Annotated in this window: 16 protein-coding genes; 14 read left to right on the top strand and 2 right to left on the bottom strand. The window is 47.6% G+C overall.

Translation table 11 applies throughout. The features are described from left to right. Positions 1-65 precede the first annotated feature (65 nt). The 9 genes from DXA13_RS13250 to DXA13_RS13215 all read left to right on the top strand — a co-directional run bounded on the left by DXA13_RS13250 (position 66) and on the right by DXA13_RS13215 (position 8,229). Positions 66-2,006 carry a sigma 54-interacting transcriptional regulator gene (locus DXA13_RS13250; protein ID WP_118245000.1) on the top strand — a complete coding sequence of 647 codons (1,941 nt, stop codon included), beginning with the start codon at positions 66-68 and terminating at the stop codon, positions 2,004-2,006. A 277-nt stretch (positions 2,007-2,283) separates the two neighbouring features. After that, complete coding sequence (locus DXA13_RS13245; protein WP_118244998.1) at positions 2,284-3,690, top strand: flagellar biosynthesis protein FlgA; 1,407 nt, start codon at positions 2,284-2,286, stop codon at positions 3,688-3,690. A gap of 68 nt (positions 3,691-3,758) precedes the next feature. Further along, on the top strand, positions 3,759-4,862 hold the full coding sequence (locus DXA13_RS13240; RefSeq protein WP_181995672.1) for a tripartite tricarboxylate transporter substrate binding protein: 1,104 nt from the start codon (positions 3,759-3,761) through the stop codon (positions 4,860-4,862). Between the two features lie 11 nt (positions 4,863-4,873). Next, positions 4,874-5,305 (top strand): tripartite tricarboxylate transporter TctB family protein, encoded by a 432-nt coding sequence (locus DXA13_RS13235; RefSeq protein WP_118244994.1) that lies wholly within the window; start codon positions 4,874-4,876, stop codon positions 5,303-5,305. Positions 5,306-5,373: 68 nt separating this feature from the next. Next, positions 5,374-5,502, top strand: a complete 129-nt coding sequence (locus DXA13_RS22495) for a hypothetical protein (protein ID WP_278287058.1) — start codon at positions 5,374-5,376, stop codon at positions 5,500-5,502. Then, on the top strand, positions 5,490-6,887 hold the full coding sequence (locus DXA13_RS13230) for a tripartite tricarboxylate transporter permease (RefSeq protein ID WP_243009124.1): 1,398 nt from the start codon (positions 5,490-5,492) through the stop codon (positions 6,885-6,887). Before DXA13_RS22495 ends, DXA13_RS13230 begins: the two co-directional genes overlap by 13 nt. A gap of 18 nt (positions 6,888-6,905) precedes the next feature. Continuing rightward, positions 6,906-7,307 carry an ectoine synthase gene (locus tag DXA13_RS13225; protein WP_118244992.1) on the top strand — a complete coding sequence of 134 codons (402 nt, stop codon included), beginning with the start codon at positions 6,906-6,908 and terminating at the stop codon, positions 7,305-7,307. Positions 7,308-7,537: 230 nt separating this feature from the next. Then, complete coding sequence (locus DXA13_RS13220) at positions 7,538-7,738, top strand: helix-turn-helix transcriptional regulator (RefSeq protein ID WP_118244990.1); 201 nt, start codon at positions 7,538-7,540, stop codon at positions 7,736-7,738. Between the two features lie 2 nt (positions 7,739-7,740). Further along, the gene (locus tag DXA13_RS13215) at positions 7,741-8,229 is read left to right on the top strand and encodes a hypothetical protein (protein WP_118244988.1); all 489 of its coding nucleotides are present in this window, start codon (positions 7,741-7,743) and stop codon (positions 8,227-8,229) included. Between the two features lie 71 nt (positions 8,230-8,300). Here DXA13_RS13215 and DXA13_RS13210 read toward each other — a convergent pair whose 3' ends face one another. Together DXA13_RS13210 and DXA13_RS13205 are read right to left on the bottom strand one after the other, a co-directional pair. Continuing rightward, a complete protein-coding gene (locus DXA13_RS13210) occupies positions 8,301-9,179 on the bottom strand; it encodes a hypothetical protein (protein ID WP_118244986.1) in 879 nt (292 codons plus the stop codon). 68 nt (positions 9,180-9,247) lie between these two features. Then, on the bottom strand, positions 9,248-10,681 hold the full coding sequence (locus DXA13_RS13205) for an alanine/glycine:cation symporter family protein (RefSeq protein ID WP_118244984.1): 1,434 nt from the start codon (positions 10,679-10,681) through the stop codon (positions 9,248-9,250). Positions 10,682-11,019: 338 nt separating this feature from the next. Here DXA13_RS13205 and DXA13_RS13200 point away from each other — a divergent pair, with 338 nt between their 5' ends. From DXA13_RS13200 to DXA13_RS23150, 5 genes are all read left to right on the top strand, one after another. Beyond that, entirely contained in the window at positions 11,020-11,994 is a 975-nt protein-coding gene (locus DXA13_RS13200; protein WP_181995671.1) for a GDSL-type esterase/lipase family protein, read from the top strand. 134 nt (positions 11,995-12,128) lie between these two features. Continuing rightward, positions 12,129-12,311: a hypothetical protein gene (locus DXA13_RS20760; RefSeq protein WP_147348033.1), complete on the top strand. Its 183-nt coding sequence runs from the start codon at positions 12,129-12,131 to the stop codon at positions 12,309-12,311. Then, complete coding sequence (locus tag DXA13_RS13195; RefSeq protein WP_118244980.1) at positions 12,235-12,837, top strand: DUF4358 domain-containing protein; 603 nt, start codon at positions 12,235-12,237, stop codon at positions 12,835-12,837. The genes DXA13_RS20760 and DXA13_RS13195 overlap by 77 nt, the downstream gene beginning before the upstream one ends. A gap of 12 nt (positions 12,838-12,849) precedes the next feature. Continuing rightward, positions 12,850-13,518 carry an MBOAT family O-acyltransferase gene (locus DXA13_RS23155; RefSeq protein WP_347559859.1) on the top strand — a complete coding sequence of 223 codons (669 nt, stop codon included), beginning with the start codon at positions 12,850-12,852 and terminating at the stop codon, positions 13,516-13,518. Continuing rightward, a complete protein-coding gene (locus tag DXA13_RS23150; protein ID WP_347559858.1) occupies positions 13,494-14,264 on the top strand; it encodes an MBOAT family O-acyltransferase in 771 nt (256 codons plus the stop codon). Before DXA13_RS23155 ends, DXA13_RS23150 begins: the two co-directional genes overlap by 25 nt. Positions 14,265-14,268: the final 4 nt, after the last annotated feature.

The following is a 14,268-nucleotide window of genomic DNA, read 5'->3' as shown; positions in this document are numbered from 1 at the left end:
GTATATGACTGTTTCGGAAAATGTACCAGGAAAGAAAATCTGACGACACAAGGACAGGGGAGAAAATGATACATATCGTGTTTATAGTACCGTACTATGATATGCATAGAGATGTGGAAGAAGCGTTTCAGCTGATTTCTTCTGAAGAGGAGATCGTTCATGAGACCATCGTCGTAAAACCGAAGGAAGAAATGCAGCTTCAGCTGGACTGCGATGTGGTGATTTCCAGAGGATTTACATCGCTGTATATGCGTTCCAAAGATATATTGAATGTGGAGCTCAAGACGACGGGATACGATATTCTGATGGCAGTGAAGAGATGCAGGGAGACATACAGGTGCAGAAAAATGGCCTTGATCGGGACGGCCAATATGATTTACGGCATACAGAATATCCGCGATATCTTTGAAGAAGCAGAAGTCATCCACTATCTGACGGATGACAGGAGACTGCTGCAAAGCAATATTGAACGGGCGTGTGAAGAGGGAGCGGAAGCGATCATCGGAGGCCGGGCTTCCTGCGACATTGCTCAGAGTCTGGGAATCCCTTATACGCTGATCAGGACGGGGCGGGAAGCCATCTGTGAGGCGGTGGAGGAAGCGGTACGCTTTGTAGCGGCAACGAGAAAAGAACGGGAGAAAAGGGACAGGCTGAAAAAAATCATGGATTATTCCTTTGAAGGAATTATCTCTACGGAAAAAAACGGAGTGATTACCAGCATCAACAAAGGCGCATGTTCCATGTTCCATATTAAAGAGGAATCGGCGGTAGGAAGCCATATAGCAGCCTTAATACCTGAGATCGATATCGACAGGGTCGTTATTTACGGAGAGAACATGCTGAATGAACTGAAAAGGGTCCGCAGCAGGACGATCACGCTCAACTGCGTGCCGATTTCCGGAGAAAACGAAAACAGTGGAATGGTGGTCACTTGCCAGGACGTTACGGATCTTCAGGAGCTGGAGGCCAAGATCAGAAAGAAAATTTCCGGAAACGGGTTTGTGGCAAAATACAGGTTTGAAAATATCATTTATCGGGATAAAGGAATGGAAGAAGTCATTCGGATTGCCCAAAAATTCAGCAGAGATCAGTCCAATGTGCTGATCTACGGGGAGACGGGGACAGGAAAGGAGCTGTTTGCCCAAAGCATTCACAATGTCAGTTCCAGAAAAAATTATGCTTTTGTAGCGATCAACTGCGCTGCCCTTCCAGAGCAGCTTTTAGAGAGTGAGCTGTTCGGATATGTAGAAGGCGCTTTTACAGGGGCTGCAAAAGGTGGGAAAATGGGACTTTTCGAGGTGGCTCACAACGGAACGATCTTTTTAGATGAAATCGGCGATCTCTCTGCCAAGCTTCAGGGAAGGCTCCTGCGGGTCCTGCAGGAAAAAGAGATCATGCGTCTTGGTCATGACAAGGTGATTCCGGTCAACGTCCGCGTCATTGCAGCGACGAATAAGAACCTGAGAAAAGAGGTAGAGGAAGGCAAATTCCGAAGCGATCTGCTGTACAGGCTGGACGTTCTCCAGCTGAAACTGCCTCCCCTGAGAGAGCGTAAGGAGGATATCATACCTCTGCTGAAGTATTACATCGAGAGGGCAGAACTGGATTCCGTCCGGACGCTGAAGCGATTTTCACAAGACGCAGAAAAACTTCTCATTTCCTATCCGTGGTACGGCAATGTCAGAGAGCTGCGCAATTTTGTCCATCGGATCTGCGTGCTCTGTGAGACGGAAACGGCAGAGGAGGAAAGCGTCAGGAAACTGCTGGAATTTGCAGAACCAGAGAAGGGAACCGGAAATGGAATGAACGGTAGAAAAATGGTTGCCCTGGATGTTCGAAAACTGGATATGGAATGGTCAAAAGCTGAAATTGAACGGATGGAGATTCAGGAGGCGCTGGAAAAGGCAGGTGGAAATCGTGGAGAAGCAGCCAGAATCCTGCGGATGGACAGGAGCACACTCTGGAGAAAAATGAAGCGTTATCAGATCGAAATAAAAGAATCGTAATATTGCATAATACATCGTGCAAAATGCAAAACAGAATGCAACATACGGTCGGATAGGAAGAATGAAAGGAATATATTGGGAGGTACGGACGAGAGTAGGCTTTAACTGCTGTCGTCCGCATTTCCCTTTTTCTTTGCAGAAATCCTGATTTCTCATGAATCATGCGGAAAAAAGAGGAATGACCGATCAATTGCTTTTGAAATAATTATTTTAAAGAGTAATTGCAGAATTGGCACGAACTTTGCTTTTAATTATATATAAGAGGAGGGATAAGGACATGATTTATCACAATCTATATGACCGCTGCAAAGGAAAAACAGTGACGGCGGGGATTATCGGAACGGGGCACTTTGGAACGGCGGTGATCATTCAGGCATTGAATAACCGAATGCTGAACGTTCCGATTCTGGCGGATAAAAATCTGGAGGCCGCCAGGCTGGCATTTCAGAGAGCGCACATACCAGATGAAAAAATTGTAGAATGCACTACGGCTCTACAGGCGGCAACAGCGCTGAAGGAAGGCAGATACGTGATCACCTCGAATGTCATGATGATGATGGAACTACCCGTTGACGTAATCGTGGAATCCACAGGGAATGCGGAAGCCGGTGCGGTTCATGGGCTGGCAGCCATTCAGAGCGGCAAGCATCTTGTTATGGTTAACAAAGAGACAGATTCCTGCGTAGGTCCGATTTTGAATGCTCTTGCAAAAGAAAAGGGCGTTGTCTATACGCCGATTGACGGCGACCAGCACGGCCTTCTCATGCAAATGGTGGAATGGGCCAGAGATACGGGACTGGAAGTCATCTGCGCAGGAAAGACAAGGGATGCAGAATTCATCTATAACCGGAAGGACAGAACGCTGAGAGTGGAATCAGACGGCGGAATCACCATCTCTGAGACGGTGACGGTCCAGCTGAAGGATGAGGACATTCCATATATCGAGGAGCTGCCGGATAGAAAGCAGTTGGAGTATTTAAAGAGGAGAAAGGAGATCGCAGAGAAACTGGACGGCTGCGGTGGATTTGACCTCTGCGAGATGGTAATCGCAGCTAATGCCGTCGGATTGAAGCCGGATGTGCCGGAAATGAACGATGAAATCCTTCGCATACCGGAGATTCCAAAGGTTTTATGTGAGAAAAAAAACGGAGGAATCTTAAAGGAAAGCGGAATCGTAGATGTAGTGACATGCCTGAGAGAAGAACATGAAGCGGGCATGGGCGGGGGCGTTTTCATGGTCGTGCGGTGCGAGAACGAGTATTCTCAGATGATTATTTCTACAAAAGGATGCCTCTCCAACTCTGACGGCTCCGTATCCCTCATATACCGACCGTATCATCTCTGCGGAGTAGAAGCTCCAACCACGCTCCTCTGTGCAGGACTGCTGGAAGTGGCCACCGGTTCCCGCCGGTATTTCCAGGACTACGATCTGGTGCAGACGGCAGACACCGACCTTTCGGCAGGAGAGATACTTGGAAATGACCACGACAGAAAGTTGAAAGCGAAAATTATTCCGGCATCTTTAGTGGGGGCGGAAAATCCGGTTCCGGCTCATATGCTGAGCGGGAAAAGGCTCATACGGGATGTGAAAAAGGGGGAAATGATCACATACGAAATGATTGAAGAGCCGGAGCAGTCGGTGCTCTGGGCGCTGAGAAAGAAGCAGGATTTAATGGAACGGTAATTATTAAGTATGGATAACAGGTAAAAGGAAAATGCAGAAACGATTACAAAGATGATTGGAGGATGTATATGAAAAGAACACTCGTTTTGTTGGCAGCAGGTTTAACAGCGGCGGCTCTGATAACAGGCTGCGGAGGAAAGGCGGATCAGAAGGCACAGGCTCAGGAGAGCATATCAGCAGAAGAAAAGAAAGAAGAAGGAACAGAGGCAGAGGATACGCAGGCGGAGAAGGCGGAAACAGAAAAAGAGGCGGACGCTGCGCCTGCATTCGATATGAAGAAAGAATCGGAGCTGATCGTGGCCGCTTCGGCTGGAGGGGGATCCGACATCTGCGGCAGAATGATCGCTGATGTCGTACAGAAAAATAACCTTTCACCGAAGAATCTGGTGGTTGTCAATAAGCCGGGCGGAGCGTGCGCAGTTGGATATAACTACGTGGGAGGGAAAAAAGGAGACGATTATACGCTTCTTACACTTCATTCCGGAAACGTTCTCGTATCCTATGTTAACAACTGGGATCTGAAATCAGATGAACTGGCGGATATTGTAGCAATAATGGCATATGACGACCTGACTCTGTGCGTAAATGCCGACGGCCCTTATCAGGATCTGGAATCTCTGGTGAAAGCGGCAAAGGAGAATCCGAATACGTTGAAATTCGGCGGTTCCAACAAGGGAAACAGCGACCAGCTGGGATATGAGCTGCTTAAAAAATATGCGGATGTGGAAATGAACTACGTGACATATGACAGCTCAGGTGATGCTGCAACGGCGCTTCTGGGGGGCCATGTAGATGTAGCGATCCTGAATCCATCCGAATGCATCGGACAGGTGGAAGCTAAAAAATTCAAGCCGATTGTAACATATGCGGAAGAACGTCTGGGCGGCCTGTTTGCAGATGCTCCGACATTTAAAGAACTGGGCTATGATAAGGTCGTCGTACGAGAGTACCGCGGTCTGTCCGCCGCAAAAGGTATTTCAGAGGAAGCGATGGCATTTTATATTGACATGGCAAAAAAGATTACGGAAACCAAGGACTGGCAGGAAGGATATCTGGAGAAATATTATCTGACACCTGTATTTATGGGCGGAAAAGAAGCGCAGGATTTTGCAAAGAAGGATGTGGAGGAAGCGATGGCTGTTTTTAAAGAGATCGGATATACAGGAGAATAGGGGGGACATCTATGGCAAAACTGGTTCCGATATTCTCTGTGGTCGCAGGAATTTATTGGACGATTGCGGCCTTTGGCTACGGCCTGTGGGTAAACCACGGGCCTGGCGGCGGGGTCTTTCCCCTGGCGGCAGGCGTGATACTGATTCCATGCGGAGGAATGAGTATTTATAAACAGATCAGAAACCATACAGAGGTCCCATTGAACAGGGATGCGGCTTATCCTTTTGCAGCAGTTATTTTTTCGATCGCAGCCAGCTATGCGATCGGCCTGATCCCGGCACTTGCCCTCTATGTTGTACTCTGGCTGAAAGGATATGAGAAGAAAACATGGGCGAATTCTCTGTTCACAGGGGCCGTGACAGGGGTCGCACTGTTTTTGATTTTCTCATACTGGCTGAAAGTACCGGTTCCAATCGGCATTTTTGAACAGCTGCTATATTAAACAGAAGGGTTCCCCTTTGATCCGGCGGGAAACCGGTATCATCACAAATATATACGGGAGGAAATCATATGGTAGAAAATCTGGGACTCTTAATGCATGGTTTTTCCATTGCATTCAGCCTGGAAAATTTAATAGCCGCTGTCAGTGGAGCCGTTCTGGGGCTGATTATCGGGCTGTTCCGGGGATGGGAGGAGTGACGGGAGTATCCCTCCTTTTGCCGATTACATTCAGCATGAAGCCGACCACCGCCATTATCGCTCTAGCTGCACTTTACTATTCTACGATGTACGGAGGGAGCTTCAGCGCTATTCTTCTGAATATACCCGGCGATTCTCCGGCCGTCATGACTGCAATCGACGGAAACTGTCTTGCGCGGAAAGGAAAAGCTGGGAAGGCTCTTGCAACTGCAACGATTTCTTCGTTTATCGGAGGAACGATCGGCATCCTGATTTTGACGGTTTCAGGACCTATGCTGGCGGAAGTAGGATTGAAGTTCAGCTCTCCGGAGCTGGCCCTTCTGGTGATTTTCGCCATGACATCCATTGGCTGGATGCTGGGTGATGACGTCCTCAGCGGGCTGCTGGCAACCGGACTTGGACTAATGCTGGCAACAATCGGAGTTGATCAGGCGGTTGGGATGTCCCGGTACAATTTTAAAATGGTCAACCTTCTTTCCGGGGTGTCGTTCGTGCCTCTTGTCATCGGAATTTTCGGCTTCAGCCAGGTGATTGAGATGGTGACGGAGAGAGGAAAAGAGAAGGAAAAGAAAGACATTTCAATTAAAATCAGAGATTGCTGTCTTAACAAAGAAGAAATGAAACGGATTCTTCCAATTTCCCTGAGACAGGGCTTTATCGGAACCTTTGTAGGCGTCATGCCGGGCGCTGGAGCGACGACGGCTTCCTTCCTGGCCTATATCATGGAAAAGCGGGTGAATAAAAACAGGGATCAGATGGGAAAAGGGGCGATTGAAGGGATTTCAGCACCGGAGAGTGCCAACAATGCCGCTGCGGCAGGCGCATTTGCACCTCTTCTTACCCTTGGAATACCAGGCAGTTCAACGACGGCGATTCTGCTGGGAGGCCTGATGATGTGGGGGCTCAGGCCGGGACCTCTTTTATTTACGGATAATCCCGATTTCGTATGGCCCTTGATCTCCTCTATGTACCTGGGAAATATCATCTGCCTGCTGATATCATTTTTATGCATTCCGGTTCTGGTAAGGGCGATCTCTGTACCTGCTTCTCTGATGGTGCCGATTATCACCGCCGTCTGTGTGATGGGTGCTTATGCGGCCAATAACACCATGTTTGATGTATGGCTGATGGTATTCGCCGGAATGCTGGGATATGGCATGAGGCTGGCTAAAATTCCGTCGGCTCCGTTGCTGCTGGCCTTTGTGCTTAGCCCAATGCTGGAAAAATACGTGCGTCAGTCATTTGATATGACCCACGGCAATCCGTCCATTTTCTGGCAGAGCGGAATATCGCGTACATTTATCGTTTTGACCGTAATCATGTGTCTCTCCCCGCTGATTAAGAAGCTGTTTGCGGGGCAGAAGAGAAATCGTACAGATAAATAGCGGAAAAGGAGAAGGTATATGTACTGCTGTTATGACAGAAAGAAAACGATTGCGGTCCCTGAACCGTTTAAGAGGTATATTACGCCGATTTTCATGAAGGACAATGGCGAGATTCAGGATTCCGGATTTTCGATTCATCTGACAGAATGGGAGCCGGGATGTAAAGTGGATTATCATTCCCACGACGGCGGCTTAGAAGCAATGTACTGCCTGTCGGGACGGGGAATTGCCGCAGTAGACGGTAAAATTCATGAATTCCGGCCGGATACGGTGATCATTGCTGCTGAGCATGAAAAACATCAGATTATTAATACGGGAGAGGAAATGCTCCGTGTCCTCTGCATATCCATGCCGCCTGTGACGGGAAAAGATCTGGGAAAGAGAGCGATAGAAGCAATAAACGGGCAGGATATTTTATAGTTATAAATTACATTTAAATCGATCCATGGAGCCTGAACGGGCGGCGGAACTGCGTAACGGCAGTCCGCCGCTTTTTGCTTAATTGTAACGGGCGGCGTCTTTATAAAGAAAAATTAAATGAAAAAATGTAAAATTGACTTGACATTTTACGTAAAGCAAACTATACTAAAAATGTAAAGTAAACATTACATTTAGAGAAAGATACCGGTAACAGCGAAAGGGTGGTGTTAGTGAAGACGAAGATACAGGAACTCAGAAAAAAGAATAAAGTGACGCAGGAGGAACTGGCAGCGGCTATGGGCGTAACGAGGCAGACTATCATCTCCCTTGAAAACGGCAAATATAATGCGTCACTGCAGCTGGCCTTTAAAATAGCCAGGTTTTTTGGGAAGAGCATAGAGGAAATATTTCTATTTGAAGAGGAGGAATGATTATGTGGCTGAATCAGCTGTTTATTGAAAACCCAATCAATTTTGAGAGACGATGTAGAAGCAGAATTATTATAGGAATTTTATTTGCACTTCTTGGTCTTGTGGCAGTAGCTCTTTCGTTCGTGGCAGGGGAACGCATGCCGGTTCTCTATCTGGAACCTGGATACCGGGATGCAATCCCAGGCTTTTACAGCGGAACGGGCGTGGGCCTGATCGCTGCCGGTGTAATTACGGTTCTGCGGAATATCCGTTATCTGAAAGACCCTGAATTAAACAAGAAACGTAAAATTTATGAGACGGATGAGAGGAACCGCATGCTGGGGCTTCGGTGCTGGGCTTATACGGGATACACGATGATGATCACTCTTTATATCGGTATTCTGGTGAGCGGTTTTATCAGCCTGACCGTATTGACCGTACTGATGACCGTGGCTGCGTTTTATGCGGTGCTGCTTTTGATTTTCAGATTTCTTCTGCAGAGGGCAATGTGATCCCATGACCAATAAGGCGATGCAAAATCGTGACTCGTCTGCCATGCATGGAGCGATGGCTGAGAAAGTTATTACGGTACAGACGATGAAGGTGTAGAAGATGATGAAGGTGTAGAAGACGATGAAGCAGACGGAGCGGATGACATGGATGACGCAGCTGAAATGGTTCTGGATCTTAAGGTACTTAGTAAAGGAATATTGCTGCTGATTTTAATCATAGAGTTGTATCGGTCATTCTCGCTGAATAGCAGCCTGAGCGTATCTTCTCCGCCTTTATATTCCCTGTTATAACGGATCAGCATATCCAAAACGCTGTTGCCGGTCGGAGCCTTTATTTGTGCAAACTTACCGATGTGAGGAACCATATCGTGTTCAAGAGCGTTAAAACCGGCAATAAGATCGATATCTGACGCATATTTCGAATCCGTACAGGGATTTGAAACAGAGATTTTCCGGCAGAAATTTAAGGCCTGATGGTAATGAGCATTGAATTCGCTCAATAACCGGGCCGTGATCAGAGGATCGCCCGTTTTTTCCGTGAATCTGTTTTTTACAATATCGTCATATGCATGGGTGAGCTCATGGACGATGGGCGGTATTATTATTTGATCCATATCTGCCTGATTCAGATTTTTAACGAGAGTTCCGTTTAAAGACAGCGTTTTGGTTGAAAAATTGTAGAAACATTGTCTGGTAGGAGAATTACAGTCGATTTTAACCGTCTGTTCATCTTTCCAAATGGCATCGAAGATAGCAATCCCGTCCTCGCTGCCATAGCGCTCCAGATTTAACTTCAGCAGGGTGGCAAGGTCTGTATGATCAAACTTTGCCTGGATGACGTTCATATTGCCGTCCCTTTGTTCGGACAGGCGGCTCTGGTTGCCTGCGGCATTGTTAAAAGCCGATCGATCTTTTCTTGATGGTGATTTGATATATAAGAATTCATTCATAATGGTATCTCCTGATATAACAGGCGCGGAACCAGCCATTCCGCGCCTTATTTGTATATGACTGACAATTATTTACTGATAACGGGAATCGGCGTATCGTCCTTTTCGTCCAGATGATTGAGGTAGTGTTTCGTATCCCTTGCCACCACTCCGGAGAGAAGGAGGACGGCGATGATATTGGGAATTGCCATCAGAGCGTTTAAGGTATCGGCGATGCTCCAGACCAGCTCCAGCTGGATCAGGGGCGAAATGATAAGAACGCAGGTCCAGACGATCCGGTAGGGAAACAGTGCCTTCTTGCCTAAGAGATACTCCAGACAGCGCTCTCCATAGTATGACCAGCCGAGAATGGTGGAATAAGCGAAGGTAATGATGCCAAAAATCAAAATAGGGCTGCCTATGTAAGGAATCTGGGAAAATGCTGCCGTTGTAAGTTCGCCGCCGGACAGTTCAGCAACAGATATCGCATCATTGCCTATAATGCTGCTGACGAGGACAAGACCGGTCAGGAGACAGACGACAACCGTGTCCCAGAACGTGCCCGTAGAAGAAACGAGAGCCTGGCGCACGGGATTTCTGGTCTGGGCGGCGGCCGCTACAATAGGAGCGGATCCCATACCGGATTCATTGGAAAAAAGGCCGCGGGCGATTCCATAGCGGGAAGCCATCATGATACCGGAGCCGGCCAGCCCCCCGGCAATGGAATCCACCCGTGTAAAAGCACTTTTGACAATAACGGCAAATGCTTCGCCGACGTAAGCCCTGTTTATAAAAAGGATCACAAGACATCCGATGACATAGAAAAAGGCCATGAAAGGTACGAGCCGTTCACACACCCGGGCAATCACCTTTACGCCGCCGAAGATAACAAGACCGGTTACAGAAGCCACGACTATGCCGACCGCCAGGCTCAGAGCCTGCGGATGGTCTGACAGAAAGGCGCTGAGTGAAGGATTTCCTCTGGATACGGCTTTTAAATTGCTGTCAATGATGCTGGAAATGGCATTTACCTGTACTCCGCAGCCAATGCCGAATGCGGTCAGGGAAGCGAGTGCGGCAAAGATGATGCCAAGCCATTTCATATGAAGGCCGCGTTCCAGCGCATACATGGCGCCTCCCAGCATGGTGCCGTCTTTCGTTTTCACACGGTATTTGACGGCGATCAGTGATTCGGAATATTTTGTGGCAATGCCGAATACGCCGGTCAGCCAGCACCAGAGGACAGCGCCGGGGCCGCCCAGGGCAATGGCCGTACCGACTCCCACAATATTGCCTGTGCCGATCGTAGAAGCCAGGGCAGTGGTCAGGGCTCCAAACTGGCTGATGTCCCCCTGAGAATCAGGGTCCTTTGTGACGGAAAGACGGATAGCCGTAAAAGTCTTCTTTTGAATAAATCCGGTGCGTACGGTGAGAAACAAATGGGTGCCGAACAGCAGCAGAATCATAGGAACACCCCAAAGGACGTTGTTGACGGTTTCAATGATTTTCGTTACAAGTTCCATAAGCATATCTCCCTTATCGGTTTTATTCAATTTAGCACGGTGAAGAATAAAAATCAATAGAAAGCTTCGTTTCCTATTAAATAATAAGCTGGAATCAGACGAAAAATGACGATTTCGTCCTTCTTTTGAACGCTCGTTTCAATATCGTCAAAAAATGACAAAATTGGATAATTATATTGACAGAAACAGACAAATTGTAGATAATAAACAGAGGTACCACTATATATATGTAATCGAAAATGACTGGAAAAGGTATCCTTAGCGGCTGTTTAGCAGAAAGCGGCCGGAATGTCTTCCCGGACAGGAAAATAAGGGAAGAAAACAAGGGGGATTGCAATATGGAAAAAGAATTAATATGGAAAAAGGCGGTAGTTGTAGGCTTAAGTGCGGCTCTGCTCCTGGGAGCAGTCGGATTCCCGGTACTGGCAGGCGTGCAGGGAAAAGGGGCAGAAGAGACGTCTGTAGCTGAAAGTACAGCTGCCGAAACTTCACAGGCTCAGGAGAGTGAAACGGTTGCAGAAAGCGGAACGGCTCAGGAAGTGACAGGCGCAGGGCAGACGGAAGCGGCAGAATCACAGGAAGAATCGGCGTCACAGGCCGAAACATCATCTTCGGAAGAGACAGCGGCTTCGGAGGAAACGACCGCAGCAGAGGAACCGACAGAAAGAGAAGTGGCGGAGAGCGAAATCGATGCATTTTTTGCGGACAGCGTCTTGGTAGGTGATTCCGTTATGATGGGATACCGCAACTATTGTATGAAAAGCGGGGATGGATTTTTAAAATCTCTGAACTTTCTTGCATCGGGAAGCTATTCCGTTCATAATGCGCTGTGGCCGGTGAGTAAAAAGAGCGTACATCCGATCTATCAGGGAGCGCAGCGTCCCGTATGGGAGTCCATTGCTCTGATGCAGAAGGATAAAGTGTTCATGTTTTTTGGTTTGAATGATCTCAATATGGGCGATGATACGTGTGAACGGTACCAGGAAGTGATTAATAATATCAAACAGCTTTCACCGGATGCACAGTTTTATATTATAAGTATGACATATACTCTCAGGGGCAAAGGAAGGGGAAAGCTGAATAATAATAATATCAGAGTCTTTAATGCCCAGATGCAGCAGATGGCGGCGGCGAATGGATGGGGATTTGTCGATTTGGCAACAGCGCTGGCTGACGCCAACGGTGACCTCGCACCGGCATACTGCAGTGACAATTATGTTCATCAGTCTGCAGCGGCTTATCAGGTATGGACGAATGTTCTGAGACAGTACGCTAGAGATCAGCTGAAATTTACGCCTGCTCCTGAAGCTTAATTGGAAAATGATGATTCTGTAATCATTAGATTTATACATGAAACAGCAGCAGTTCGGGACGGCATTCCTTGTTGCATGAGTGGAAATTCTGCCGGTCTGTACAGTTGCTGAAATATAAATAAAGGGGATTAATTATGAAAAAAAGATGTGTGACAAACGGAAAAATAAATGGGGCAAAGAGAGGCGCGATGATACTGGCGGCAGCTCTGATACTGGGCGGCTGCGGCGGACAGGCCAAAGATGAAACCACGGCGGCTGAGACTACAGTGGAGCGAGAGTGCGGAGGAGTCATCGGCAGAAGAGACAACGAAAGCTGAAACAGCGGCTGAGAGCGAAGAGACTGCAGAAGAATCAGAAGAAAGTACAGAGGCAGCAGCAGAAAAAACGGAGGAATCCGAACCGGCTGCTGAAGTAGCAGCTGAAGAAGCGGAACCTGCAGCAGCGGAGGCCGTAAGCGGCGTGACTCCTGCGTCAATCTATAAGACGATCGGAGAAAAGGTAGCTCTGCCTTCCATGATGGAGGGAGATGACAGCTTTATTTCCAATTATTACGGGATCAATCCGGCCGATCTGGATGGATATGTCTTTGCCAGTGCAGAGGATGCAACACTGGCAGATTCTATTATTATTATGAAGGCCAAGAGTGAAGATTCCGTGTCGGCTATTGTGGGATCACTGAATACGATTATAGAACAGAAGTCGGCGGAAATGGAAAATTACCTGCCGGAGCAGTACGACATCGTTGCCAAGAGCTCGGTCAAGACAGAGGGCTCTTACGTATATCTGGTAATATCCAAAGATGCAGGCGATATTGAATCCGTGATTCAGTCCGCACTTAAATAGCGGGAGGAAATCATGGTTTTCAGCAGCATACCGTTTTTGTTTTTCTTTCTCCCTGCGTGTCTGATTCTTTACTATGCTGTGCCGTTTCAACTGAAAAATTATATCCTGCTCGCCTTCAGCCTTGTTTTTTATGCTTGGGGCGAGCCGGTTTATATTATCCTGATGATTTTTGCATCAGCAGTTGACTATACAAACGGACGGCTGATGGAGAAGTTTGGTACGGACGACAGGAGGAGAAAGTTTTTTTTATGTCTGTCCGTTATCATCAACCTGTCCATGCTGGGCTTTTTTAAATATGCCGATTTTATCATAGAGACGGTGAATGCGATGCTTCATCTGTCAGTGAAGCCATTGGGACTGGGACTTCCTGTTGGAATCAGCTTTTTTACCTTCCAGACCATGAGCTACAGCATCGATCTATACCGCAGACAGGTGAAGGTGGAGAAGAATTATTTTACCTATCTGACTTACGTTTCCATGTTCCCTCAGCTGATTGCAGGACCAATTGTGCGCTTTTCCACTGTGAATGAGGAGCTGCACGAGAGAACGATCAACTGGAAGGGATTTGTACAGGGAACGCTGAGGTTCATGCAGGGCCTTTTTAAGAAGGTTCTGATTGCGAATAATGTAGGGGCGCTGTGGGAAACCATCAGGCTATGCAGCCTGGATCAGCTTCTGTAGCTACTGCATGGCTGGGAGCGGTCTGCTTTACTCTGCAGTTGTATTTCGACTTCAGCGCATACAGCGATATGGCGATTGGAATGGGGCGGATGCTGGGATTTCATTACCTGGAGAATTTCCGCTACCCTCTTTCTTCCGTATCGGTAACTGATTTCTGGCGCAGGTGGCATATATCGCTTTCCACCTGGTTCCGCGACTATGTGTATATTCCATTGGGAGGAAACAGAGTCGGCGTAGCCAGACATCTGAGAAATATGTTTATCGTCTGGTTCCTTACGGGACTTTGGCACGGCGCAGCCTGGAATTTTGTATTATGGGGCCTGTATTACGGAATTCTGCTGGCACTGGAGAAGTATGTATGGGGAGAGAAGCTTGCCGGACTTCCTAAAATCATATGCCATTTTTACGCGGTATTTATCGTAGTTTTCGGATTTGTCATTTTTGTATTCGATGATATGGGACAGCTCGGTCTATATCTGGCTTCCATGTTCGGAACGGGAGGGAATGCGCTGTTTGGAACGGAATTTTTATGGTATGTTAAAAATTATGCGCCTCTATTGGCGGCGGCGGTCCTGCTTTCATTCCCGCTCTATCCGTATTTGAAGGAGAGAACAGAACGGCTTGCCCCAAAGGTACAGACAGCAGTGTCTGTCTGTGCGGCTGCCGGTTATATCGTTCTGTTTCTGCTCACGACGGCGTATCTGGTGAATGATACTTACAACCCGTTCCTGTATTTCCGTTTCTAGGAGG

Origin of the sequence: Clostridium sp. AM58-1XD (assembly GCF_003464085.1) — a bacterium.
Classification (GTDB): domain Bacteria; phylum Bacillota; class Clostridia; order Lachnospirales; family Lachnospiraceae; genus Lachnoclostridium_A.
This window is presented reverse-complemented; position numbering and strand designations above follow the sequence as displayed.

What these genes read in the sequence shown, in the direction of transcription:
- DXA13_RS13250 (WP_118245000.1), top strand. Translation starts at nt 66, where the DNA reads ATGATACATATCGTGTTTATAGTACCGTACTATGATATGCATAGAGAT.
- DXA13_RS13245 (WP_118244998.1), top strand. Translation starts at nt 2,284, where the DNA reads ATGATTTATCACAATCTATATGACCGCTGCAAAGGAAAAACAGTGACG.
- DXA13_RS13240 (WP_181995672.1), top strand. Translation starts at nt 3,759, where the DNA reads ATGAAAAGAACACTCGTTTTGTTGGCAGCAGGTTTAACAGCGGCGGCT.
- DXA13_RS13235 (WP_118244994.1), top strand. Translation starts at nt 4,874, where the DNA reads ATGGCAAAACTGGTTCCGATATTCTCTGTGGTCGCAGGAATTTATTGG.
- DXA13_RS22495 (WP_278287058.1), top strand. Translation starts at nt 5,374, where the DNA reads ATGGTAGAAAATCTGGGACTCTTAATGCATGGTTTTTCCATTGCATTC.
- DXA13_RS13230 (WP_243009124.1), top strand. Translation starts at nt 5,490, where the DNA reads ATGGGAGGAGTGACGGGAGTATCCCTCCTTTTGCCGATTACATTCAGC.
- DXA13_RS13225 (WP_118244992.1), top strand. Translation starts at nt 6,906, where the DNA reads ATGTACTGCTGTTATGACAGAAAGAAAACGATTGCGGTCCCTGAACCG.
- DXA13_RS13215 (WP_118244988.1), top strand. Translation starts at nt 7,741, where the DNA reads ATGTGGCTGAATCAGCTGTTTATTGAAAACCCAATCAATTTTGAGAGA.
- DXA13_RS13210 (WP_118244986.1), bottom strand. Translation starts at nt 9,179, where the DNA reads ATGAATGAATTCTTATATATCAAATCACCATCAAGAAAAGATCGATCG.
- DXA13_RS13205 (WP_118244984.1), bottom strand. Translation starts at nt 10,681, where the DNA reads ATGGAACTTGTAACGAAAATCATTGAAACCGTCAACAACGTCCTTTGG.
- DXA13_RS13200 (WP_181995671.1), top strand. Translation starts at nt 11,020, where the DNA reads ATGGAAAAAGAATTAATATGGAAAAAGGCGGTAGTTGTAGGCTTAAGT.
- DXA13_RS20760 (WP_147348033.1), top strand. Translation starts at nt 12,129, where the DNA reads ATGAAAAAAAGATGTGTGACAAACGGAAAAATAAATGGGGCAAAGAGA.
- DXA13_RS13195 (WP_118244980.1), top strand. Translation starts at nt 12,235, where the DNA reads ATGAAACCACGGCGGCTGAGACTACAGTGGAGCGAGAGTGCGGAGGAG.
- DXA13_RS23155 (WP_347559859.1), top strand. Translation starts at nt 12,850, where the DNA reads ATGGTTTTCAGCAGCATACCGTTTTTGTTTTTCTTTCTCCCTGCGTGT.
- DXA13_RS23150 (WP_347559858.1), top strand. Translation starts at nt 13,494, where the DNA reads ATGCAGCCTGGATCAGCTTCTGTAGCTACTGCATGGCTGGGAGCGGTC.